The sequence below is a fragment of the Rhizobium leguminosarum genome (assembly GCF_001679785.1).
Lineage (GTDB): Bacteria > Pseudomonadota > Alphaproteobacteria > Rhizobiales > Rhizobiaceae > Rhizobium > Rhizobium leguminosarum_R.
Map to the genome: position 1 here is coordinate 4,763,531 of NZ_CP016286.1, position 23,660 is coordinate 4,787,190.

Annotated in this window: 23 protein-coding genes and 2 pseudogenes; 16 read left to right on the plus strand and 9 right to left on the minus strand. The window is 60.8% G+C overall.

Annotated elements, in window-relative coordinates; translation table 11 throughout:
• Nucleotides 1–12: 12 nt before the first annotated feature.
• The 10 genes and pseudogenes from BA011_RS23180 (at nt 13) to BA011_RS23225 (ending at nt 9,694) form a co-directional block, all read left to right on the plus strand.
• Nucleotides 13–990, plus strand: coding sequence for a sugar kinase (locus tag BA011_RS23180; RefSeq protein WP_065282163.1), 978 nt, complete (start codon nt 13–15; stop codon nt 988–990).
• Nucleotides 990–2,267, plus strand: a complete 1,278-nt coding sequence (locus tag BA011_RS23185; RefSeq protein ID WP_065282164.1) for a D-tagatose-bisphosphate aldolase, class II, non-catalytic subunit — start codon at nt 990–992, stop codon at nt 2,265–2,267. Before BA011_RS23180 ends, BA011_RS23185 begins: the two co-directional genes overlap by 1 nt.
• Nucleotides 2,268–2,297: 30 nt before the next feature.
• The gene (locus BA011_RS23190) at nt 2,298–3,023 is read left to right on the plus strand and encodes an SDR family oxidoreductase (RefSeq protein WP_065282165.1); all 726 of its coding nucleotides are present in this window, start codon (nt 2,298–2,300) and stop codon (nt 3,021–3,023) included.
• An 11-nt stretch (nt 3,024–3,034) separates the two neighbouring features.
• Complete coding sequence (locus tag BA011_RS23195; RefSeq protein WP_065282166.1) at nt 3,035–3,808, plus strand: SDR family NAD(P)-dependent oxidoreductase; 774 nt, start codon at nt 3,035–3,037, stop codon at nt 3,806–3,808.
• A 136-nt stretch (nt 3,809–3,944) separates the two neighbouring features.
• On the plus strand, nt 3,945–4,769 hold the full coding sequence (locus tag BA011_RS23200; RefSeq protein WP_065282167.1) for a class I fructose-bisphosphate aldolase: 825 nt from the start codon (nt 3,945–3,947) through the stop codon (nt 4,767–4,769).
• Between the two features lie 22 nt (nt 4,770–4,791).
• Nucleotides 4,792–5,946, plus strand: coding sequence for a Gfo/Idh/MocA family protein (locus BA011_RS23205; protein WP_065282168.1), 1,155 nt, complete (start codon nt 4,792–4,794; stop codon nt 5,944–5,946).
• Complete coding sequence (locus BA011_RS23210; protein WP_065282169.1) at nt 5,946–6,617, plus strand: D-lyxose/D-mannose family sugar isomerase; 672 nt, start codon at nt 5,946–5,948, stop codon at nt 6,615–6,617. The genes BA011_RS23205 and BA011_RS23210 overlap by 1 nt, the downstream gene beginning before the upstream one ends.
• A complete protein-coding gene (locus BA011_RS23215; protein ID WP_065282170.1) occupies nt 6,617–7,675 on the plus strand; it encodes a carbohydrate kinase family protein in 1,059 nt (352 codons plus the stop codon). Before BA011_RS23210 ends, BA011_RS23215 begins: the two co-directional genes overlap by 1 nt.
• A gap of 135 nt (nt 7,676–7,810) precedes the next feature.
• A pseudogene (locus BA011_RS23220) lies at nt 7,811–8,598 on the plus strand (L-iditol 2-dehydrogenase).
• Between the two features lie 88 nt (nt 8,599–8,686).
• Nucleotides 8,687–9,694, plus strand: coding sequence for a zinc-dependent alcohol dehydrogenase family protein (locus tag BA011_RS23225; RefSeq protein ID WP_065282171.1), 1,008 nt, complete (start codon nt 8,687–8,689; stop codon nt 9,692–9,694).
• A gap of 41 nt (nt 9,695–9,735) precedes the next feature.
• Here BA011_RS23225 and BA011_RS23230 read toward each other — a convergent pair whose 3' ends face one another.
• A complete protein-coding gene (locus tag BA011_RS23230) occupies nt 9,736–10,755 on the minus strand; it encodes a LacI family DNA-binding transcriptional regulator (protein WP_065282172.1) in 1,020 nt (339 codons plus the stop codon).
• A 249-nt stretch (nt 10,756–11,004) separates the two neighbouring features.
• Between BA011_RS23230 and BA011_RS23235 the strand changes: the two genes are divergently transcribed.
• Together BA011_RS23235 and BA011_RS23240 are read left to right on the plus strand one after the other, a co-directional pair.
• Nucleotides 11,005–11,655, plus strand: a complete 651-nt coding sequence (locus BA011_RS23235) for an esterase/lipase family protein (protein ID WP_065282640.1) — start codon at nt 11,005–11,007, stop codon at nt 11,653–11,655.
• Nucleotides 11,656–11,729: 74 nt separating this feature from the next.
• A complete protein-coding gene (locus tag BA011_RS23240) occupies nt 11,730–12,875 on the plus strand; it encodes a right-handed parallel beta-helix repeat-containing protein (RefSeq protein WP_065282173.1) in 1,146 nt (381 codons plus the stop codon).
• A gap of 99 nt (nt 12,876–12,974) precedes the next feature.
• Here the strand turns inward: BA011_RS23240 and BA011_RS23245 are convergent, their stop codons facing one another.
• Genes BA011_RS23245 through BA011_RS23255 form a run of 3 tightly spaced genes read right to left on the minus strand, consistent with a single transcriptional unit; the run spans nt 12,975 to nt 16,201 of the window.
• On the minus strand, nt 12,975–14,081 hold the full coding sequence (locus BA011_RS23245; protein WP_151343519.1) for an acyltransferase family protein: 1,107 nt from the start codon (nt 14,079–14,081) through the stop codon (nt 12,975–12,977).
• Nucleotides 14,068–15,423, minus strand: a complete 1,356-nt coding sequence (locus BA011_RS23250; RefSeq protein ID WP_065282175.1) for an O-antigen ligase family protein — start codon at nt 15,421–15,423, stop codon at nt 14,068–14,070. Before BA011_RS23250 ends, BA011_RS23245 begins: the two co-directional genes overlap by 14 nt.
• A gap of 43 nt (nt 15,424–15,466) precedes the next feature.
• Nucleotides 15,467–16,201 carry an SGNH/GDSL hydrolase family protein gene (locus tag BA011_RS23255; RefSeq protein WP_065282176.1) on the minus strand — a complete coding sequence of 245 codons (735 nt, stop codon included), beginning with the start codon at nt 16,199–16,201 and terminating at the stop codon, nt 15,467–15,469.
• Nucleotides 16,202–16,435: 234 nt separating this feature from the next.
• Between BA011_RS23255 and BA011_RS23260 the strand changes: the two genes are divergently transcribed.
• Nucleotides 16,436–17,239, plus strand: a complete 804-nt coding sequence (locus BA011_RS23260; RefSeq protein ID WP_065282177.1) for a Ku protein — start codon at nt 16,436–16,438, stop codon at nt 17,237–17,239.
• Between the two features lie 59 nt (nt 17,240–17,298).
• Here BA011_RS23260 and BA011_RS46345 read toward each other — a convergent pair.
• The 4 genes and pseudogenes from BA011_RS46345 to BA011_RS23275 all read right to left on the minus strand — a co-directional run.
• A pseudogene (locus tag BA011_RS46345) lies at nt 17,299–17,415 on the minus strand (DNA polymerase ligase N-terminal domain-containing protein); the annotation flags it as partial.
• Between the two features lie 57 nt (nt 17,416–17,472).
• Nucleotides 17,473–18,312: a Ku protein gene (locus BA011_RS23265; RefSeq protein WP_065282178.1), complete on the minus strand. Its 840-nt coding sequence runs from the start codon at nt 18,310–18,312 to the stop codon at nt 17,473–17,475.
• Nucleotides 18,313–18,330: 18 nt separating this feature from the next.
• A complete protein-coding gene (locus BA011_RS23270; protein WP_065282179.1) occupies nt 18,331–18,564 on the minus strand; it encodes a DUF2188 domain-containing protein in 234 nt (77 codons plus the stop codon).
• Between the two features lie 46 nt (nt 18,565–18,610).
• The gene (locus BA011_RS23275) at nt 18,611–18,871 is read right to left on the minus strand and encodes a hypothetical protein (protein WP_065282180.1); all 261 of its coding nucleotides are present in this window, start codon (nt 18,869–18,871) and stop codon (nt 18,611–18,613) included.
• Nucleotides 18,872–19,015: 144 nt separating this feature from the next.
• Here BA011_RS23275 and BA011_RS23280 point away from each other — a divergent pair, with 144 nt between their 5' ends.
• The 3 genes from BA011_RS23280 (at nt 19,016) to BA011_RS23290 (ending at nt 21,996) form a co-directional block, all read left to right on the plus strand.
• Entirely contained in the window at nt 19,016–19,444 is a 429-nt protein-coding gene (locus BA011_RS23280; protein WP_065282181.1) for an OsmC family protein, read from the plus strand.
• Between the two features lie 87 nt (nt 19,445–19,531).
• Nucleotides 19,532–20,980, plus strand: coding sequence for an FAD/NAD(P)-binding protein (locus BA011_RS23285; RefSeq protein WP_186806480.1), 1,449 nt, complete (start codon nt 19,532–19,534; stop codon nt 20,978–20,980).
• Nucleotides 20,981–21,090: 110 nt separating this feature from the next.
• Entirely contained in the window at nt 21,091–21,996 is a 906-nt protein-coding gene (locus tag BA011_RS23290) for a DMT family transporter (protein ID WP_065282182.1), read from the plus strand.
• Here BA011_RS23290 and BA011_RS23295 read toward each other — a convergent pair.
• The gene (locus tag BA011_RS23295; RefSeq protein ID WP_237352522.1) at nt 21,962–23,644 is read right to left on the minus strand and encodes a VOC family protein; all 1,683 of its coding nucleotides are present in this window, start codon (nt 23,642–23,644) and stop codon (nt 21,962–21,964) included. The genes BA011_RS23290 and BA011_RS23295 overlap by 35 nt on opposite strands.
• Between the last annotated feature and the right edge of the window lie 16 nt (nt 23,645–23,660).

Genomic DNA, 23,660 nt, shown 5'->3' on the forward strand with positions numbered 1-23,660 from the left:
GCAGGATTGCAAATGACTTCAGTACTGGCTCCGGACCCGCTTGGTCCTACCGTTTGCGTGGGGGAGATCCTCGTCGAGATCGTCGCCACGACGGTCGGAGACGGTTTTCTTGAAGCCCAGCCGCTTGTCGGTCCGTTCGCGAGCGGAGCGCCGGCGATCTTCATCTCGCAATGCGGGCGCCTCGGCGGCAAGGCCGCAATGGTCGGCGCCGTCGGCGATGACGATTTCGGGCGTGTCAATACCGATCGCCTCGAACGCGACGGCGTCGATGTTTCGACGATCTCGATCGATCCGGACTATCCCACAGGCAGCGCTTTTGTCCGCTACCGCAAGGATGGCTCCCGGGATTTCGTCTATAACATCGCCAAATCAGCAGCCGCACGCTTCGGCTGGTCTCAAACGGTCGGTGATCTCATCAATCGGAGCGGCCATCTTCACGTTATGGGCTCGGCTCTATCTGTCCCCAGTGCGCGCGAGGTGATCGACAAGGCGGTCGACATCGTCAAGGCACGCGGGGGAACGCTCTCGGTGGATCCGAACATTCGCAAGGAATTGAAGCTGGATGAGGATACCGAGCGCCGCTTTTCCAAGCTTGTCGCTGCCGCCGATCTGCTTCTGCCATCCGGAGAGGAGCTTGAGCGTGCCGCAGGTGTCGAAGGCGAGGCAGAGGCGATCCGCCGCTTGTTCGAGATCGGCGTCAAGGAGATCGTGCTGAAGCGCGGCGCCGAAGGCGCGACCTATTTCGGCAGGGACGGAGACCGCATCGACGCTCCGGCATTTGTCGTTCAAGAGGTCGACCCGACCGGCGCCGGCGACTGCTTCGGCGGTGCCTATCTCACCTGCCGGCGGCTCGGAATGTCTCCGCAGCAAGCTCTGACCTATGCCTCGGCCGCCGGCGCCCGCAACGTGACGGTCCTGGGTCCGATGGAAGGCGCCGGCACTCAGCAAGAACTCGATGCGTTTATCGCTTCAACGGAAAGGCGCCCGTGATGCAGGTGCATCTCAACGAACTGGCCAGGCTGAGGATCGAAGGCCACCCGAGAGGCGTGACCTCCGTATGCTCGGCCCATCCCATCGTGCTTCGAGCAGCACTCCGACACGGGCGGCAACACGAGAGCACCGTCCTGATCGAAGCGACTTGCAACCAGGTCAATCACCTCGGCGGCTACACCGGAATGACGCCAAGTGACTTCGCATCCCTCGTCGGCAAAATAGCAGTCGAGGAGGGGTGCCCCGAAAATCTGATCGTTCTCGGTGGCGATCACCTCGGCCCCAATCCCTGGCGCGACCGCTCGGCAGAAGAGGCCATGGCCGAGGCGGAGAAGATGGTTGCCGCCTATGTCGAGGCCGGGTTTCGCAAGATTCACCTCGACGCCTCGATGGGCTGCAAGGGCGAGCCGGTGGCGCTCGACGACGAAACCACCGCCCATCGCGCCGCCCGGCTTGCGGCGGTCGCTGAGGCGTCGGCGAAGAAGAGCGGCGGCGCAATGCCGGTTTACGTCATCGGCACCGAAGTGCCGCCGCCGGGCGGAGCCGACCACGCCCTGACAACCATCGAACCGACGGCCGCCGCGGCGGCGTTGGAGACGATCGAAGTCCACCGCCGGATCTTTGCGGAGGCCGGACTCGGCCAAGCATTTGAACGGGCCATCGGGCTGGTCGTTCAGCCGGGCGTCGAGTTCGGCAATCAGAATGTCATCCAGTACGACCGCAGCAAGATAGACGCGCTGAAATCGGTGCTCACCGACGAACCGCAATTCGTCTTCGAGGCGCACTCGACGGATTATCAGGGGACCCGGCCGTTGACCGCGCTGGTGCAGGACGGCTTTCCCATTCTGAAGGTCGGTCCCGAGCTGACCTTCGTCCTGCGCGAGGCGCTCTACGCGCTGGATGCGATCGCTTCGGACCTCTTGCCCGATTACGGCCAGCGTCCGCTGTATGCGGCGATGGAAGCGCTGATGCTTGATCAGCCGGGCGACTGGAGCCGCCACTACCATGGCACAGACGCCGAGATGCGCTGGTTGCGGCACTATTCGCTGTCCGACCGCATCCGCTATTATTGGGCGTCGACTGAAGCACAATATGCCGTCCGGCAGCTGTGCGAGGCCATTCGAGGGCAAATCGTACCGCTGCCATTGCTGTGGCAGCACATGCCGGCCGCACAGGACTTCGCAGATGCGCCGCTCGATCCGGAACAGGTTCTAATCTGGAGAGTGACGAAGAGCCTCTCGGACTATCATGCCGCTTGCGGCGTCGGGAAGAATTGACAATCAGGATCAAGACAGGAGGAACAATCGATGACGGAATTGAATGGGAAGGTCGCGGCGGTCACGGGCGCAGCGTCCGGAATAGGGCTCGCTTCGACGGAGGCAATGCTCGCCGCTGGCGCGACGGTCGTCCTCGTCGACCGCGATGAGAAGGCCCTTGAGGCGGTTTGTGCCCGGCTTGGCGAGCGCGCTATTCCGCTCGTGATCAACTTGCTGGATTCGCACCAATGCGCGGGATTGCTCGAGGGCGTCCTGTCGAAGACGGGCAAACTCGATATCCTGCATGCCAATGCGGGCACCTATATCGGCGGCGACCTGATGGAGACCGATCTCGATACCATCGATCGGATGCTCAATCTCAACGTCAATGTCGTCATCAAGAACGTTCGAAACGTCATTCCGCACATGATCGAACGCGGCACCGGCGACATTGTCGTCACGAGTTCCGTCGCCGGACACTCGGCGATTCCATGGGAGCCTGTCTATTCGTCATCGAAATGGGCGATGACATGCTTCGTCCAGACGATGCGACGCCAGCTTCTGAAAAGTGGCATTCGCGTGGGGTCGGTTTCTCCAGGACCGGTGATCAGTGCTTTGCTTGCGGATTGGCCGGAGGAAAACCTTCGCAAGGCGAAGGAGGCCGGAGCCTTGATCGAGCCGAAGGAAGTCGCCGATGCGATCATCTTCATGCTGACCCGGCCGCGCAACGTCACCATCCGCGATATCGTGGTGCTTCCAAGCGCCTTTGACATTTGAGGAGACGTGAGATGAGCTACCAGCAGAAATTTCGCCTCGACGGCGAACGGGCGGTGGTCACGGGCGGAGGGCGTGCGATCGGGCTCTGCTGCACCGAGGCGCTGGCGGAGGCGGGCGCCGCCGTCGTCGTCATCGAACGCAGCGAGGCCGACGCTGAGCAAGCGCTTGCGCTGCGCGACAGAGGCTACGACATCGAACTCCGGGTGGGCGACGTCGCCGATGCGGCCCGAATGGACGCAATCGCGGCTGAGCTTGCCGATGACGGCCGGCCGGCGACGATCCTGGTGAACAATGCCGGAATTGGCCAGAGCGGCATCCCGGCGGAGGCTCTCACCGACGCGGATTGGCTGCGCATGATGGACGTCAATCTCAACGGCGTCTTCTGGTGCTCGCGCGCCTTCGGTCGTCCGATGATTTCGATGAAACGCGGCGCCATCGTCAACCTCGGCTCGATGTCGGGTCACATCTGCAATCGGCCTCAGCCTCAGACGGCCTATAACGTCTCCAAGGCGGCAGTCCATCACCTCACACGTTCGTTGGCCGCCGAGTGGGCGCACCACGGCATCAGGGTAAACGCCGTCGCGCCCACCTACATCGAGACACCGATGGTGGTGGCCGTCGAAGCCAATCGCGAGCGTATTCCGCTCTGGCTCGCCGACACGCCGATGGGGAGGATGGGTACGCCGGAGGAGGTTGCAAGCGCCGTTCTCTTCCTTGCGTCGGACGCGGCCAGCCTCATGACTGGGGCGATCGTCAACGTCGATGCAGGGTTCACCTGCTGGTAGTCCTTCCGGAATGAGGCGCGTGTAGCGCCTCGTTCACACACGGAAACCAGTATGGAAACGTTACCACATAATCTTGACTCGCATTCCAGCGGCGTTTATCCAGATGTGGAAACGTTGCCATATTGGGAGGAAGCTGATGAAATCCGCGCGGTTGAACCGACTTTTCGGCGTGTCTGGGAATTGTTTTGACGTTGCTATCGATCACGGCATGTTCAACGAACGGACCTTCCTCGCCGGCATCGAGAACATGAAGACGGCGATCGAGGTGATCGCGGACGCGGCGCCGGATGCCATTCAGCTCCCGCCGGGGACGGCACCCCTTCTGCAGGCGATCCCCGGCAAGCATCGTCCGGCACTGGTGCTGCGCACCGACATCGCCAACATCTATGGCAATCCTCTGCCGTCTCAGCTGTTTTCCGAGATGATCGACAGGGCGGTGGAACAGGGCGTTGCGTTGGATGCAGCCTGTGTCGTCGTCAATCTTTTGATGCTGCCGGACCAGCCGGAAGTCTACCGCGCCTGCGTGCGTAACGTGAACAGCCTGAAGCGCGAATGCGAGATCTACGGCATGCCGCTGATGGTCGAGCCGCTTGTCATGCAGGACAATTCCAAGGGCGCCTACATGGTCGATGGCGCGATCGACAAGATCCTGCCGCTTGTGCGCCAGGCGGCCGAACTCGGCGCCGATATCATCAAGGCCGACCCCTGCGACAATGTCGAGGAGTATCACCGTGTGGTCGAAATCGCCCAGGGCCTGCCGGTGCTCGTGCGCGGCGGCGGCCGCGTTTCGGATCAGGAAATCCTGATCCGCACCAAGCAGTTGATGGAGCAGGGCGCCCGTGGCATCGTCTATGGCCGCAACGTCATCCAGCATCAAAATCCCGGCGGCATGACGCGGGCCTTGATGGCGATCGTCCATGACAAGGCTTCCGTCGAGCAAGCCTTGTTGCATATTGGCTGACGCGCGTCTGGGAGGAGATGTCATGACGAAAATATTCCGCTTCGGCGTCATCGGCTGCGGTCTTATGGGGCGCGAGTTCGCGAGTGCTGCGGCGCGCTGGCTGCATCTGGCCGATGTGAAGGCGCGACCCGAAATCGTCGCCGTCTGTGATACCAACGCGACGCTGCTCGACTGGTTCAGGGATCATGTGCCGACTGTTCGCCAGTTCACCGCCGACTATCAGGAGCTTCTGGCCAATCCCGAGGTCGATGCGGTCTATTGCGCTGTCCCGCATGTGCTGCACCAGCAATTCTACATCGACATCCTGAAGGCCGGAAAGCATCTTCTCGGGGAAAAGCCCTTCGGCATGGACGCCGCTCAGAACCGCGAAATCATGGCGGTTCTCGCCGAGCATCCCGAACTCCTGGTCCGCTGTTCGTCGGAAATGCCTTTCTTCCCCGGCGCACAGAAGGTCATCGCGCTCGCAAAAAGCGGCGAGATGGGGGATATAATCGAAGTCGAGGCGGGTTTCCTGCACTCTTCGGATATCGACCGGCAGAAGCCGATCAACTGGAAGCGCATGGCCGATATCAATGGCGACTACGGTTGCATGGGTGATCTCGGCATGCATGTGCTGCACGTGCCGCTGCGTCTCGGCTGGCGCCCGACCACCCTGCACGCGCAATTGATCAAGAAGGTCACCGAACGTCCTGACGGCAAGGGCGGCATGTTGCCCTGCACGACCTGGGACAATGCCACGATCAGCAGCCGCGTGCGCGCCGGGGATCAGGATTTCCCGATGGTGCTGAAAACCTGGCGCATCGCGCCCGGCGAATCCAACACCTGGTACATCCGCGTTCTCGGCATGAAGAAGAGCGCATTCTTCAGCACGAAGTCGCCGCGCCAGTGGCAGTGGATGGATTATAATGGCGGTGCCCAGGCCTGGAGCACCGAGGATCTCGGCTATGGCTCGCTGTTTTCAGCCATCACAGGCAAGATCTTCGAATTCGGTTTTGCCGACGCCATACAGCAGATGTGGGCGGCCTTCGTCGATGAGCTTGCCGGCGGAAATGCCAACGGTTTCGGCTGCGCGACGCCGGCCGAGGCGCAGGCGCATCATGCGGTCCTGACGGCAGCCCTCAAATCCGGTCGCGAGGACGTCGTGGTACCGGTCGCCTATGACGGGGCGTCAGCCTGATGCAGCGCTCCGAGATCAACGCCGCGTTGCTGCGGGCAACCGAGACCCTCGAGCGCTGGCATTGGTCCCTGCCGGCATGGGGCTCCTGGACGGCGGCGGATTTTGCCGCTCATCCCGAGGCATCAGCCTATTTGCGCGCCCATCAGCTGGGTTGGGATGTCACCGATTTCGGCTCGAACCGGTTTGCCGAATGCGGTCTCGTGCTGTTCTGCCTGCGCAATGGCATCGTTGAGGTCTTCGGTGAACGGACCTATGCCGAAAAGTTGCTCTTCGTTGGCGAAGGGCAGGTCACGCCGACGCACCGTCATGCCGCGAAGATGGAAGACATCATCAATCGCGCCGGCGGCGATCTCGTCATCGAATTCGCCGCAACCGATGCCGATGGCAATGTGCTGAAGGATGATGTGACGGTTCCGGTAGACGGGCTGCCGCACCGGCTCGCGGCATGGGAACCGCTGATTCTCCAGCCCGGCCAGAGCGTGACGATCCGCACCGGGCTTTACCATCGCTTTTACGGCAGTAAAGCGGGCGGACCTGTCCTTGTCGGCGAGGTCAGCCAGGTCAACGACGACAACAGCGATAATTTCTTTCTGAAGCCGATCGGGCGCTTTGCCGCGATCGAGGAAGACGAGCCGCCGCTGAGACCCTTGTGGAACGAAGGAGTCAGCTGATGCGAGCCGGGGAGGAGGTTTGCGATCGCGACAGTCAGAAGCAGGGCGGCATCGTTTGCGCGGGAAACTTCATCGTCGATCGCGTCCACACCCTGTCCTATTGGCCCGAACAGGGCAATCTCGCCCATATCCTGCACCAGGATCTCGGCGTGGGGGGCGGGGCGGCCAATGTCGTCACCGATCTGGCCTCGCTTGGATTTCCGGGAAAGCTGGCGGCGGCGGGATGCATCGGCGCCGATCAGGACGGAGAAATCGTCAAGGCCCGCCTTGCACTTGCCGGCGTCGATGTCGGTGGGCTGACGGCGCTTGCCGACCGGGTGACGGCGCATACGCATGTCATGAATGTGCCCGGCCAGAACCGGACCTTCTTCTATCATGGCGGCGCCAACGATGCCGTCACGGATGAGCTTGTCTCACCAGCAGCCTTCGCCAAGGCCGGCTATCGGCTGTTCTATCTCGGTTATCTCATGCTGTTGCCGGGTCTCGACCGAATAGGTCCCGACGGTCGTTCGGGAGCGTCGCGCCTGCTGGAAGCGGCGCGCCGCGCCGGGCTTACGACCTGCGTGGATTTCGTATCGAGCGAAGACCCGGAATTTGCGGCCAAGGTCGGCGTCGCTCTGCCCTTCTGTGATTATCTGATCATCAACGAGATGGAGGCGGGTCGGGCAACCGGCGTGATCGTTCGCGATGAGAAGGGAGACTTGATCGAGGCGGGGCTTCTGGAAGCGGGCGAGCGCCTGCTTGCCGCAGGCGTCACCAAGGGCGCGATCATCCACGCACCGGAAACCTGCTTCTGGTTTGCGCCTGGCGCTTCCCCGATCATCACGCGCTCACGACCTGTCGATCCCGACGACATCGTCAGTACCGTCGGCGCAGGGGACGCTTTCTGCGCCGCCGTGCTCTATGGCCTGCATGAGAATTGGCCTGTCGAGCATATCTGCGCCGTCGCCCATGCCGCAGCTGGGCGCTGCCTTAAGGGTGCGACGGCCACCGATGGTATCCCCGACATGTCTATTCTTCTTCGCGAGGCGAAGGAGACGAACCCGCAATCCGCTTAGCCCATTGGCGTCGCCTCAGGAGGGCGGCTCCGATCATCGTTCAGTCAAAAGGGGAGGAGCAAACATGAAGCTATTCATTATGGCAGCCGCGCACGGCACCTTTGCCGATTCAGACGCGACCGGGGAGCCAGTGCGATGACATATGCGGAAACGGCGCGGCTCTCCGGCAAGGTGGCATTGGTCACGGGGGAGCGAGCGGCATCGGCAAGGCAGTATGCGAACGCTTCGCCGCCGAAGGCGCGAGGGTTGTCGTGGCGGACCTCGACGGTGAACGATGCGCGCGGGTGGCGGAAGCGATCGGCCTTGATGCCTGGGATGTGGCGCTTGACGTGACCAGCCAGGACAGCATCGAAGAAGCTGTACGCTTCACTATCGCCACCGCCGGTCAGATCGACATCCTGGTCAACGCCGCAGGCATTTACGAGGTCGAGTCCATCCTGGAAATATCCCGGGAACGAACCGCTAGGGTATTTCAGGTCAATATCGAAGGCCTGATCTTCATGACGCAGGCCGTTGCCCGGCACATGGTGGAGAGAGGGGAAGGTGGACGCATCATCAACTTCTCGTCCCAGGCGGGGCGTCGGGGCGAAGGACCGGCTGTGGCTTACTGCGCTTCCAAGGCGGCCGTCATCAGCATCACGCAAAGCTGCGCTCTGGAGCTGATCCGTTACGGCATCAACGTCAACGCCATCGCTCCCGGCGTCGTCGATACGCCGATGTGGGACGTCGTCGATGCAAAACTCGGGAGCCGGGAAGGTTTGAAACCCGGTGACGTCAAGCGCCGCGTGGCGGCCGCCGTTCCCGCCGGACGATTTGGCGCCCCCCAAGAGCAAGCTGCCATGGCGGCCTTCCTGGCCGGGCCTGATGCAGCATATATCGTAGCGCAGTGCTACAATGTCGATGGCGGCAATGTCATGAGCTGAGCGTTTGGGCCGCGTCGCGGGCGTATAATCCCGCAAGGCGGCTTCATCAGCACGATAGGCAATCGAACTTGAGGTCTGGAGGAGTGGAATGAGGGCTGTACGTTTGGAGACGATCGGGTCTTTGACCATGCGCAGCGTCGAGAAGCCGGTTGCCGGGCCGGGCGAGCTGCTTGTCCGGGTTGCAGTGGCCGGCATCTGCGGGTCCGATCGCCACATGTACAAGGGCGAATATCCGACAGCGATCCCCGTGACGCTGGGCCACGAATTCTGCGGCATAGTCGAAGCGATCGGCGATACCGTCACCCGCTTTACCGGCGGTGAGCTTGTGACGGTCGACCCGAATATCTCCTGCGGCACCTGTCGGGCCTGCGCGCAGGCGCGGCCGAACTTGTGCGAGAGCTTGACCGCCATCGGCGTGACACGGGATGGCGGCTTTGCCGAATATGTGGCGGTGCCGCACGCGCAAGCCTTCATACTGCCGGCTGACCTCGACCCCGTTCACGGCGCCTTCAGTGAACCGCTGGCCTGCTGTATCCACGCCATCGACAAGGCAAGGATTCGTCCCGGCGACAGCGTCGCGATCCTCGGCGGGGGCGTGATCGGCCTGCTCATGGTGCAACTGGCCCGCCTGGCTGGGGCAGGCGAGATCATTTTGATCACGCGGCAGCAATCGAGACGCCAAACCGCTCTGCGCCTGGGGGCGACGCACGCCTTCGACCCGGCCTCAGAAACAATCGCTTCCGTTCGAGAGGTCACCAAAGGCGGCGCCGACGTAGTCATCGAGTGCGCCGGCGTCAGCGACACGCTGCAAACCGGTCTGAAAATGGCGCGGCGCGGTGGTACCTTCGTGCTTTTTGGGGTGACGCCGGCGGGTGTCGAGGTGCCGGTTCTGCCCTTCGACCTGCTGGTAAACGAAGTCGATATCAGGCCGGCCTACCTCAACCCCTTCACCCATTCGCGGGCTGCGGCGATGGTCGCGAGCGGGGCGTTGGAACTGGACGCATTGGTCACCAAAACCATCGGTCTCGAGGAGGTCGCCGACGTGGTGGGCAACACGCCGTTGCCAGGCGAGATCAAGGTCATCGTCCGGCCCTAGCTTTGCGTGCGCCTAGCTGGCTGTCAGGCCACACCACCTGCTCAGCTGCGGACGGGGCCGGTGGAATCGCGCTCGATCAGCGTGACCGGCACTTTTACGATCGCGCCTTGCCGAGATTCGTCTCCTGTTGGGTGCTCCTCGATCAGCGCTTCCAACAGCCGTGCTGCCTGCTGTCCGACATCGCGGATCGGCTGCGCGACCGTGGTCAGCCGTGGAAAGACATAGGCTGCCTCCGGCAGATCGTCGAAGCCGACGACCGAATAGTCGCCCGGAACGGAAAATCCGCGATCCTGGATGGCATGGATTGCGGCAATCGCCGAAACGTCGGTCGTGCCGATGATCGCGGTGACCTCAGGTCGAGACGCCAGCAATTCCCGCGCCAGGCGGTAGGTCTCTGCAAAACTGTGCTCTTCGGCCATCGCCACGATGGCAGGCGCGATGGCGTCTTTCGCCATCTCGGCCGTGATGCCTTGAAGGCGAAGCTGGATCGGCTGGCTGTGGGCCGGCGCGCCGACAATGGCGATCGCCCGGTGGCCGAGGTCGATCAGATGGCGCGCCATCAGCCGCCCGCCTTCCTCGTGATCGGCCATCACAGCGTCGTCGGCGATGCCGCTCAGCTCGCGGTCAATGGCAATGATCGGAATGCCAGCGTCCCGCAGCACCCCGAAATGCTCGATGCTGCCGAAGGCGCTCGCCACGATGACGCCATCGACGCGCTGGGCGAGCAGCATGGAGATGTAGCGCACCTCGTGGTCCATATTTTCCGCCGTGCTGCAGATCAGCGTCTGATAGCCGTGCTGGAACAGTTCCTGTTCGATCGCATGGGCGAGGATGCCGAAGAAAGGCACCTCGATCGACGGCAGCATCAGCCCGATCATCCGGCTTGGTGCACCGCGCAGCATACGGGCACCCTTGCTGGGCGTGTAGTTCAGCGTTCGGATAGCCGCCTCGACCCGCTCCCTGAGCTCAGGCGAGGCATAACCGCTGTTGTTGAGCACGCGCGAGACCGAAGAGACTGACGTTCCTGCAAGTTTAGCGATATGTCGGATGCTGGTCGTCACGTGCTCGCATTTCTTTCTCTACAGCGCCGCGCGTCTTTTCAAACGCGCAAAAGACGCTAGCACAGGAGCGGTCGAACATTCATGAGACGGGCTGCTGAAGTTCACCTTCATTTCATCATCCACTAGATCACTAGCGGCACGCCGCATCAAGCGCGCCGCTATTTGAGAACGTCTGCCGTTCGTGACAAGCTTCAGCTTGAGAGCTACAGGATAGAGCCCGATCGATAGCAGCCCGTTGAGCGGACCATGATGAACGACACTGTCCTCCTGTTTCACGGCATTGCCCGGACGAAGAAAAGCATGGCGAGGCTCGCCGGCTTCCTGTCCGGCCACGGTTATCGGGTTGTGAATGTCGGTTACCCCTCCACCAAGTTTTCGATCAGCGACCTCGTCGACACCATCCGACCAGAGATCGATGGCGCTGCGATGGAGGCAGGCGACGGCCGGGTCCATTTCGTCGGTTATTCGATGGGTGGGCTGATCATCCGTGCTTTTCTCACGCGTTATCGCCCAGCCAATTTGGGCAGAGTGGTCATGGTCGGAACGCCGAACAACGGCAGTCAGATTGCCGATTTCCTCAAGAACTGGCCACTATACAGAAAGTACTATGGACCGGCGGGGCAGCAGCTGATTACCGATCAAACCGCCATGACAGAGCTGTTCGGCACTGTGGATTATGAACTTGGCATCATTGCCGGGAATCGGACCATCGACCCGGTCTCTTCGCTTATCATTGGCGTCAGGGTTCCGAATGATGGAAAGGTTTCGGTGGAGAGCACGCGCCTCGACGGCGCGGCAGCGCATATCGTCATTCCGGCAAACCACACTTTCTTGCCCGTCAACAAGATGATGTGGAGCCAGACTCTGTCGTTTTTGAAAGATGGGCGGTTTACAAGCTGAATTTCCAAATATTCAAACATCCGCCACATGCCCTCTGCTTAATTCCCCGCGGCACCGGTATCGAAGGAAATGTAATGACCGCCATCCTGCGAAAGAAAGTTCACGGCGCGTCTACACGCGGACAGGTCATCGATGGTGCGCCCGATGTCGGCGTCGCCTATCAGGTGTTTTCCGATACGGTGATCGAAGACGTTATCGTCAAGAATTCTCCCCGAGGCTTCAAATTTCACAATGGCAATAATCTCACCGTCAGGCGCTGTGAAACGGAGAATGTGAACGGCGACGGCATCTACCTGACGAAGACGACGCACGTGTTGCTGGAGAATAATCGCATCGGCGCGGCCCCGGGCGAGGGAGCAGACTGCTGCCAGTTCGCCTATCAAAACAGCGACGACAATATCAGCTCCGATATCGTGATCCGCGGCAACCTCTTCCTGCAGTCGCCGGCGAGCGCATCGAACAAGGGCGCGCTGGTCTGCGACAAAACGCGAAAATACCTGGTCGAGTACAATTTCATCGGCGGCAAGAATTTCTCCTTTTCGTCGATCGGCGATGACGCCGTGGTGCGCAGCAACATCATGCGCGATGGCAGGATGAATGACTATTCCTTCGGCTACGGCGTCGGCGACAAGGCCGACCACTCCGGCCATCACATTTATGACAACTGGATCGAGAACACCAACCGTGGCGTCAGCCTGAGCGGCTTTTCGGATCAGGAGCTGGCATTTCGCAAAGACATCGATATTCACGACAACGTCATTAGCCAATGCGACATCGCGTTCTTCGCCAACCGTCGGTGGTCCGGCAGCTTCCGGCGCAACATATTTCTGCGGTGCGAACAGGACATCGTTCTCAAGGGAAACGGCAAAGCGACTGCGGGTGATATCGATGGCAACTATCGCAACGATGGCAGCTTTCTGAATGTCACCCCGCCGCCGCTTCGCTTCAAGCCTGACGGCAACGCTTCCGTTGCCTCCGGCGAATGGACATCCGAGCCCGACGAAATCCGCATCCAGTGGCGTAACAAGGGCATCGATATCCCAGGCGCCAACCGGCCCTCGATCGCGGTTGAGCCCGGCATGGAATTGTCATGCGTCCTGCTGGCCCGCAAGGCGCAGAACTGGATGCTGGCGATCGCTGAGACTGCCTATGACGATTTCACGCCGCGCACATGGCAGGAACACATGCTGCCTTGGCGCAAGCGCTATCTCTCGATTTAATCGGCGTATCGCTTGGCTGCACGACGATTAGAGCGCTGTGCGTCCTTTCGGACGCACAAAAGGCGCTCCAACTCTCTCAATCCTCGCATCGCGCCAAAATCAGGATCGACGCCAGCGAAGCCTCATGGCCTTTCCTGCGCTGAGCGCTTTGCGAACCGGTTCATCGTAGAGGCGGGTGACGACAATGGCCAATACGACGATCAGCGGAAGAACAATGGCAAATATCGCCCAGGCCGGCGGTTGTCCCAGGCCAGCGGCTTTCCAGGCTCCCAACAGCAATCCCAGCAGAGGAACATGAATTGCATAGAGCGCGTAGGACGCCTCTCCCGCAATAAGAAGGGGCTGCCGCAGCACGCCATCGAAGTTGGCTGTGTAAAGGACAAGCACGGCGAGAGGAAATAAAGCAGTGATGACAATCAGGTCCTTTATGCCAACCCAGGCGGCTGGCGCCTGGAAAACGAGAAGAGCAGTCGCGACGACGATTGTTGTCACTGCGGCTGCTTTTCCGATGCCCGAAGGGGAAAGCCGCTGACGGTAGCGGTACATCAAGATGCCGAGGCTGAAAGAAAAGAGAACGCGGGGAAATCCGGAGAGCAAGGCGCCGTCGAGCGGGATCAAGTCGGCGCTTCCATGGGCCAGCGTTTGCGCCGCCAACCAAACCCATGACGCAAGCAGGATGACAGCGAGCACACCGTTGGACAGCAATCTCGCCGTATAGCCATAGGCCAGGTTGATCACGATCTCCAGGAATAGAGACCATGACGGACCGTTGAAAGGGAACAGATTCGGCGCCTTCAGTGATGTCCCACCGATCGCCGGCAGGAAGAACATCGAGGCAATCAACGAGGTGGCAAACAGCATCGGATCCATTTGCTGATTTCTGCTGAGCGACATGCCTGCATATGCAAGCACGCCGAGCAACAAACCGAGCAGATAGAGGGGATACAGGCGGATGAGACGCTTGATGGCGAAATCATTGGCAGAGAGCGAAGACTCTTGAATGAGTTTCCTCTCATAGGCGTGGCCGATCACGAAGCCGCTGAGACAAAAAAACAGGTCGACGGCGAGGTAGGCAGCAGGTGCTGCATCAAATCCGATAAAACCTTCGGTGTGATGCACTGCCACACAAATAGCCGCCAAGCCACGAATCCCATCGAGGCCAACCAGTCTACGATTATTTGAAGTCATCTTTTTAGCCTGATGCATGTTGCGCGCCTGCCTGGGTCGGTTTGCGGAAGCGGGACAGGAATTCCGGGCCAAGGCTCGTAAGCGCGATAACGGTGTGGGGCCATAAGATGAAGGGGGCCAGCATCATTCCGGCTTCGGTGAATGCGCCGATCAAGATCAGGAGGATAATGACAACCTCCTTTCTCTTGGTGATGGCGAGCGCTTGATTGAGGGGCGACGAGGTCATCTTCGCCACGAGCCGCACCACGACGAACGACGTCCAGATTATGGTCGCGGGTATGCCCATGTTCAGCGCAAGTTCGATATAGGTGTTATGGGTCGATTGAGCGTCCCACGTAAGGCGAACATATTGCTCCATGATGTCGGGCTGTCGGAACAAGGCAAATCCCCAGCCCGTAAGCGGCCGCTCGTAGATCAGCGGCAGCAACTGTTCCCAGACATTCGTACGCCCGCTGAGCGTAAGGTCTTTCCCGAATGACTCGGCAATCGCCTGTGCCACACCCATCAACGCGACGGAGACGACGAAGCCCAGCAGGGCGAATGCAAGAAGAACGACGAAGGATCTGAAGATGCGGCCTGGAAAGCGCTGAATCCAGCTCATTCCATGGTATACGGCTATTCCGATCGAAAGCAGGATGATCGCCGTTGATGATTTCGCCAGCACGATGAGCACGAGGTAGAGCAGCATTGCCGCCCATCGCAGGAGATCATAATAGCGCAGACGCCACATCGGCAGGGCTGGAAGCAGCAGGATGAAGTTTATTGCCGAAAACTGGCCAAGCATGTTTTTGTGGTAGAAGGCCCCTTTCACCATCCCGGCATAACTGCCTCTCATCACCGCAAACCGGGGAAAGGCTGCCGTGTAAAGAATATTGATGAAAGCCGTCGCAATGGCAAATTTGGCCAGGCTTTCAAATGTGTCGACGGCTCCATAACGGGCTCTGTAAAGAAGGGGTCCAGCTGTCAGCAATGCGACGGCGACGAGCGCCCGGAGCGAGGCTGTAACGCTGACGGAAAAAGCAATCGACAGAAAGATGCATAAGCAGACTATGCCGACCAGCGGCGAGGCGCTGCGGAGCAATTCAACGATTCGCCTGGGCTCCAGCAAGCAGTAGAGGCCAATGAGTGGAACGAGCGACATCAGCAACAGTCGCATTGGCATGGGATCTTTGCCGACACCCTCCTGGAAGTCGGCGGGCAGCCCATACCACATGCCGGTCGCTCTCCAGAGGGAAATATAAAATATTGCCGAGAGGACGATCCGAACGAGGGTTTCCCGCCGAATGCGATATTGCGCGCGAGCTCTGGGTCTATGTCTTTGCAGGCCAATCGGTTGGTAGCTGTCAAATGAGGTGCTCATGACATTCCGCCTTACGTTTTGGTAACCACCTGAGCGGCAAAAATCAAAGCTGCAGACCCGCTGCGGCGAGGAAGCTCGTGATCAGCTTGTATGCCCCTTCATTGAAATGAAGATGGTCAGGCTTGTAGTTGGAACAATCCTTATCGCTTGGCTTACCGCACCGCAACATATCATCGTTCATTTGAACGAACGTGACACCCGGCATTTCAGCCAATGACGATGCGACAAGTTGGTTGGCCGGAATTCGGACATCCTCGTAGAAAGCGTAGCGCTTGCCCCGAGGCGGTATGGACAACGCGTAAACATGGGCGCCCGGCCAAAGAGCGCGAACCTTGCTGACAACAGCCACGACACCAGCTGCCACTGCGCATGGCGCGGTTTTCGCACCCAGGTTGTTCGTGCCGATAAGCACGACGACGTCCGCGGGATGGAAATCCGGAAGGTCTAAACCCTCGAGGCGGTACAATGCATTTTGCGTGGTGTCGCCGGCGACCGCGAGGTTCATCACCGGGCGGGTGGGAAAGCTGTCCTTGATCCAGGGCTGCCAGAGTTCGACGAGCGAATCGCCGACAAGAGCCATGTTGTATCGGGCCGATCTGGCGCGATAGCTGGGAAGAGCGCGATTAAGTCGCTTGCTTGCCTGCTTTTGCTGGGCCGAGGCATTCGTCGCTTTTGTCGGGTCAGGGCATTCCTGTGCAAAGGACGGGCCAGCATTGCCGACGATGAAAAAGAAATTGCATGCGAGGACGATGACGAGGTTGACGAAAAGTCGCAACATTCAGATTACCGATATCCAGACGTCTTGGGGCTTTCATTATTGAAGAGGAAAATGGCGGTGGCAAGGAAAGAGTGGCTCTGGTCCCTCCGCCCGCAATGCTCGGGCATGGCAGCCGATCCATGAAAGGGAAATGCACCGACAGCATCCGATCAACGAAATCTTCAACTTCCGGAACCAAAGGCCGAACCCGCCGTTGATTGCCATGCCCAACCGTGTCCGGGAGACAGGACAGACATGGCACGTCAGACATTCTGGAAAGGTTATCTCAAGCTCTCGCTCGTCACCGCCGCCGTCTCGCTGACGCCGGCGACGACCGAAAGCAACAAGGTCCGTTTCCACGTCCTCAATCGCCAGACGAAGAATCGCGTCGAAAGCCGCTATGTCGACAGCGTCACCCACAAGCCGGTTGCCGACAGGGACCAGGTAAAGGGTTATCCGCGCGGCGAGGACGACTATGTGCTTCTCGAGGACGAGGAGATCGAGGAGGTCGGGCTCGAAAGCACCCGCACCATCGAGATCGACAGTTTCGTGCCGCGCGGCTCGATCGATTGGATCTGGTACGACAAACCGCATTTTCTGGTGCCCGAGGACAAGGTGGGGGTGGAAGCCTTCTGCGTCATCCGCGAGGCGATGAAGGCAAATGACGTCGTCGGCATCGCCCGCCTTGTTCTCTATCGCCGCGAACGTGCGGTGCTGCTGGAACCGCTAGGCAAAGGCATCGTTCTCTGGACCCTGCGCTATGGCGACGAGGTGCGTGATCCCGTGGCCGAACTCGATAGCAAAACTGAAATCGACAGCAAGCTGCTGACGCTGATGACGCAACTGGTGAAGGAAGAGACGAAGAATTGGAGCCCGGCCGTGGTGCAGGATCCGATCCAGAAACGCCTGAAGTCGATGATCCGCGGCAAGCAGAAGAGCCTGAAGAAGGCGGCGCCCGCGCAAAAACCTGCACCGGTGAAATCGACCGGCAACGTCATCAATATCATGGATGCGCTGAAAAAGAGCCTGGCGGCCGAAGGCGGGCGCAAACCCCGCTAGAGAAATTTCGGGAAAGTGCGAGGCGGTTTCCGGTCGGAGTTGCGTAACCCAAATCAGAGCGGGTCGAGGCTCGATCCTTTCGTCACCGCCCAGCTCTTCAGCACCCCATCCAGCTCCAGCCGGAAATCACAGTGCAGCCGGGTCGCATCGGGCTTCCGGATGACAAATTGTTGCCGCTGCTGTTCGGAATAAGCTTGAAATGGCGCATCGCCTCATAGGTTTCGAGAGCCATCTCAGCCCGCCTTCTTCCTCTGGCTGTCGCTGCGCGCCGGCGCCTTCTTCTTCGCCGAGCCCTTGCCGCTCATCTTGGCGCTCTGGCGCAGCGCTTCCATCAGGTCGACGACCTTGCGTTCCTGGGCCGGTTTCTTCTTCGGTGGCGCCCGGCCCCCGATCTTCGCCTTCACCAGCTCGACGAGGGCAGCCTCGTAGCGATCTTCGTATTCGCTCGGTTCGAAGCTGCCTTGCTTGGTGCCGATGATATGGCCTGCAAGCGCGATCATTTCCTTGTCGAACTTGATGTCGGGAATGTCCTTGAAAACCGTATCGGCCGAGCGCACCTCGTAGTCGAAATTCAGCATCGTCGCGACGATGTAGTCGTCATGCGGACGGATCAGCAGCGTCCGGTTGCGCCGGAAAAGCACGGCTTCGGCCAGAGCCGCGACCTTGCCGTCGCGCATGCCCCTGGCGATCAGCGACAGCGCCTCCTCGTCATGTTCGTCGACGGGCGCGAGATAGTAAGGGCGGTCGAAATAAAGCTTGTCGATATCGTCATAGGCGATGAAAGCCTTGATATTGAGGATCTTGTCGCTTTCCGGCATGATTTCGGCAATCTCGTCACCTTCAATGACGATGTAGTCGCCATTCTCCATCTGGTAACCCTTGACCTGGTCGCCCTGCTCGACCGGTTTGCCGGTCTCGCTGTCGACGAATTGCCGTTCCACCCGGTGGCCGGTCCTGCGGTTGATGATGTTGAAGGAGACGCGATCGGAGGAGGAAACGGCGGTGTAGAGCCCGACGGCACAGGCAAGGTCGCCCACCTTCAGATGACCCTTCCAGCTTGCCCGAGCGGCCATTCCATCCTCCGCAGCAAATCAGAGCCGGCTGCCGCTCTTGTCGGTTTCGATTTCCTGAAATGCCCAGCCGCGGCCGTCGGGCGCGGGATAGGCGAGTAGCGCATCGCCATCGCCGATCTTCTGGCGCGATGCGGCGTCCTTGGCATGGACAATCGCTTCATCAGCTGTCGCATAGGTTTCCGAAAGCGTGTCGCCGAGCTTATAGGCCCAGCCATTGTCATGCGGCACGACCTGATAGGTGATATCGGCCATTTCGGATCTCCTCTTCTCACTCAAATAGGGTGCATGATGTCGTCGGCTAGTTCCGATTTGGTTTGCGCCGTTCATCGAGCGCAATGATCTTCTCTAGCGACGCGATATCCTCGCTGGTGACGACGGGGACCGGATCGGCAGCGATGGCTTCCAGCACCTCCTGTGAGACGGCGCCATTTCGGATCGCCCATTCCAGCGTTTCGCGGGTTTCCCGCTCGGCCTTCAGCTGCGCATAGAGCGCAACGATCAGCCGATCGCGGGCATCCATCCGCCGGCGTTGGTCATCCATGCTGCGGACGTCAGGCATCGCAATCCACCTTTGTCACTGATTTCGTTCAGGTGTATTCAACTGATGACGGATGGAAAGGTTCCGAAACCCATGGGCGGCGTTTGCCATTGCCGCCTCAGGCGGAAATCACCATCTGCAAGATGTTCGTGAGAGGATTTCAACATGGCCGATCTCAAGGCACGTCCGCGCCCGACCGGCGCCACCGCCGTTCTCGGCCGCACCGGTTTTCCGCACGTCACCTCCGCCACCAAAGGCGAGATCGATATCGTCACCGCGCCGTCGCAGCCGGGTTTCAATCCGCTCGATCTGCTCTATTCCTCGCTCTCGGCCTGTCTGGTGCTCAGCGCCCGCATCGCCGCCAGCCAGATGGGCGCTCTCGATAAGATCAGCGAGATCACTGCCGACGTCACCGGCGAGAAGGCGACGGAAGGCCTTTCGCGCGTTTCAAAGTTCAATATCGTTTTTTCGATCAAGGGCGATATCGACGAAGAAACCCGACAGAAAATCGCCCATGCCGCCGAAGACGAGATCTGCACGGTGAGCAACACCATCCGCGGCAATCCCGAGTTCTCGACGACGATATCGGGGTAAGGCTAAATCTACATAATAATTATAGACAATCGAGAGCGGAGGATTGCGTGACCACTGCCCCGCTTCTATGCTCGGGCATCGAAAGCGATGATCCCGGCCACCATGCAGCCCAAGCCTCTCCCGACGTCTGAACAGCCCCTCGTCTCCATCATCGGCGGCGGTGTCTCCGGCGCCGGCGTCGCCTATCATCTCGCCAGAGCCAGCTGCGGCGAGCGCCCTGCCATCGTGGTCTTCGAGCCGCGCGCCGAACTCGGCCGCGGCCTTGCCTATGACACGGCCGATTCGGCCCACCGCATCAATGTTCCAGCCGCCAAGATGAGCCTGCAGCCCGATGACCTGGGTGAATTCTTGGCCTGGATCGAAGCCCGCGACGCCGTCGCCGGCGACCCCGAGGCCAGGCAGCCCGATGGCTCGCTCTTCCCCCGGCGCCGGCTGTTCGGCGATTATGTCGCCTCGCTGCTGAAGCCGCTGCTGGAAGACGGTACCGTGCGTCATTGCCGCGCTGCAGTGACGGCTGTCGAACGCCGTGCCGGCCGCTGGTTGATCCTCGACGACAGAGGCGGCGTGACGGAGGCCGATATCGTCGCGATCGCCACCAGCCATCCGCCGCCGGCTGCCCCCGGCCGGCTTGAGAGCCGGCTTGCCGCCCATCCCCGTTTCGTCGCTGATACCACCAAGCCGGGCGCGCTCGACGTGATCCGCCGGCATGACCGGGTGCTGGTCATTGGCAACGGCCTGACGGCCGCGGATGTCATTGCCTCGCTTGCCGAGCGCGGGCATGACGGCCCGGTAACCGCGATCTCGCGCCGCGGTCTGCGGTCTCGTGGGCATGCGCCGGTGCCGCAACAGCTCTTCGGCGATTTCGTCTCCGATGCACCCCATTCCGCCGTGTTGCTGCTAACAGGGATCCGCACCGCGATAAAAGCGGCGAAGGTGGAGGGCATAAGCTGGCATGGTGTGATCGACCAGGTGCGGGCGCAGGGATACGATCTTTGGCAGGCGCTGCCGGTTGCCGAACGCCGCCGCCTCGTCCGCCATCTGCGTCCCTATTGGGATGTCCACCGTTTCCGTATCGCCCCGCAGGTCGACGCCGTGCTCGACGCGGCGATTGCCTCGGGCCGCCTCCATATCTTGGCCGGCTCGGTCGCCGATGCGCGCATCGAAGGCGAGTTCATTCTTTGCACACTGCAGCCGCGTCATCAGCGCCAGCCGTTAGAGCGAAGCTATGACGCCGTCGTCGTCACCACCGGCCCGGCGCATGGCGGCATTCTCGAAACCCAGCCCTGGCTCGCCGCACTCGCGGCAAGCGGCCACCTGTCGCTCGACCCGACCGGCCTCGGCCTTGCCTGCACCGAACGTTCGGAGGCGATCGGCCCGTCAGGAAAGGCAGATCCTTCGCTGCTGATCTCCGGCCCGCTGGCGCGCGGCACCTTCGGCGAGCTGATGGGACTGCCGCAGGTGACCGAGCATGCGTTCTTCATCGCCGGCGAGATCGCCGAAAAGCTGCGGCTGGCCAAGACGAACACGCCCGTCTGATTTTCAGTTTCGATGTCGCTCTTCGACTGTCGCCGGCGGTCGACTTCTGCTACGCACTCGGCAGTCGATGGCCGGCCGTCGTCGTTCGGGCAATCAGAAATATCCAGATCATGTCGCAGACTGCTTCCACCCTCTCCAATGCCTCGCCTTCCAATCGTCTGGCCCTTGCCGCGCTCGTTCTCGGCGGGGCGGCGATCGGCGGCTCGCCGATCTTCGTCCGACTGTCCGAGGCCGGGCCGATGGCCACTGCCTTCTGGCGTGTGGCGCTTGCGCTGATCCCAATATTCATCGTCTCGCTCGTGAAGAAGGATGCGGGACCAAAGCCGCAAAGCATTTCCGATTGTGCCCTGCTGACTCTTCCGGGCCTCATGCTGGCGCTCGACCTGGCCGCCTGGCATCTTTCGCTCACCATGACCTCGGTCGCCAACGCGACGCTGCTTGCAAATCTCGCGCCTGTTTTCGTCACGCTGATCGCCGTACTGTTTTTCAGGGCGAGAACCAGCATCGTCTTCCTCTTGGGACTGGTCCTGGCACTCGCCGGAGTGGTTATTCTGAAGGGCGGACCGGCGGCCGTCGGCAATGGCGACCTTAGCGGCGACGGCGCCGCGATGATCGCCGCCTTCTTCTATGCCTGCTATATCCTGGCGATCGGCAGGTTGCGCAGCCGGTTCGATACGATCCGCATCATGCTGTGGAGCACGGCATCGGCAGCCGTATGCATCTTTCCGATAGCCGTCTTCTTCGAAGGCCAGATGCTGCCCGCGACCGTCTTTGGCTGGTCGATCCTCTTCGGCCTCGCCTTTGTCAGCCATGCCGGCGGACAGGTGGCGATCACCTATGCGCTCGCCTATCTGCCGGCGGCCTTTTCATCGCTGACGCTGCTGCTGCAGCCGGTCGTTGCGGCAATCCTTGCCTGGGCGCTGCTCAATGAGGCGATCGGGACGATGCAGGCGCTGGGCGCCGCGGTGGTGCTCGCCGGCATCATGGTTGCCCGGACGTCTCGCGCGCCGGCTTAACCGCTTGCTGCTCCAGCGGCTGTGGATCATCACCCATCCTCTGCAGCAGCCACTTCTGGATGATCGGTACATCGGCATCGCCGAGGTCATGACCACCGGAGATGACGTCGGAATCGACGGTGGCGCCCGAACTCTTCAGCCTTTCCTCCAGCTCGCTCGCATATTTGCCGTAGGCATCCGTCTTGCCGCTGATGACGAGCAGGTCGGTGCCCTTCAGATCGGCATGCGGATAGTCGCTGAGAACCGGCATGGAGCGCAGCAGCACCGCCTTGTGAACAAGGTTCGGGTGCAGGTAGAGCAGAGAGTTCAAGAGGTTGGCGCCGTTGGAATAGCCGACATAGACCACCTTCTTGGGATCGAGGCCGTAGGATTTGACAGCGCCTTCGATGAAGGCCGCGAAGGCTTCGGCCTCAGTCTTGATGTCGTTCTGATCGAAGGAGAAGGGTGTAATGCGCTTGTACCAGCGCGGAAAACCCTCTTCCGTCGCGCGCCCTCGCACGCCCATCAGGGTTGCTCGAGGCGCCGCCTTGTTCAGGAGCGGCATTAGCGTCGTCTCATTGCCGCCCGAGCCGTGGAGGAGCACGAAGACGCTGCCGTCGGGATTCGGCGGCGTATAGAAGCGATGGACGAACGGCAGTTCGCGGTAGTTGATGCGGGGCTGGCCGGGCATCGAAAACTGCGGCAGAATCACCTTCAGGTCGTCGAGATTGGTGATTGTTTCCGGCGGCGCGAAGAGCTTGGTGCCGAGGGATGCATGCTCTTCGTCAACAGTCATGCCGGGCTTGTCGGTTGCAAGCTCCACCAACGTGCCGCCAGGCTCGCGGGCATAGAGCGAGCGAAAATACTTGCGGTCGTGCATGTTGGTCGGCGACGCATCGGTCGTCTCCAGCGCCTTGGATACCGAACGCAGCGCGTCCTCATCAGGGGCCCGGAAGGCGACGTGATCGACCGTGCCGGTGCCTGGCGCGCCGGACCAGAAGCCGCGTGCATCGCGCACGTCGATGACGTCGCCCGATTCCGAAACCAGCCTGTCGATCGTGCCTCGGTTGGTCTGGAAGCGGTAGCCGAAATGGCTCTCGAGGAAGTTGCGGCTTTCGGCGGGTTTTTCCGTCAGCATGGTGGCGCCGCGCACACGCTGTATGGTGTGCTCGGCCGGGATCGAAGCGTCGTCCCAGGCGGACGGCGATGTCAGGTTCTTTGCACCTGCGAGCTTGAGGATGATGTTGTCAGGGTCTTTCAGCCGCAGGACGGGCTCGCCGAATTCGTCGGCCGGTCCCTCGGATCTCAGACCGAAGCTCATGGCCCGCGTCAGCCAGTAGCCGATGCTGGCGGGGTCGATCGCCAACGAAATTTCGCTGATCTGGCCATAGCCGGCCCGGCCGGGCGCGCCATCTTCCCAAGCGAGGAAAGTGAGGAGGGATCCCGGCGTTCCCGCCGCATCGCCGTAGAATAGATGAAGTTGCGTCGCGTCCTCGTAACCGGCGGTCTGCTTGACGAGCCGCATGCCGAGAAACCCAGTGTAAAAATCCACATTTGCCTGCACCTTTCGGGTGATGGCCGTAATGTGATGTATGCCTGATACCATCGAGAGCAGTCCTGATTGAAGCGGCGTCGTCAGGAGCGCGAGTATGAGAGCTGCGAAGGTCATACCGTTGCCAATGACC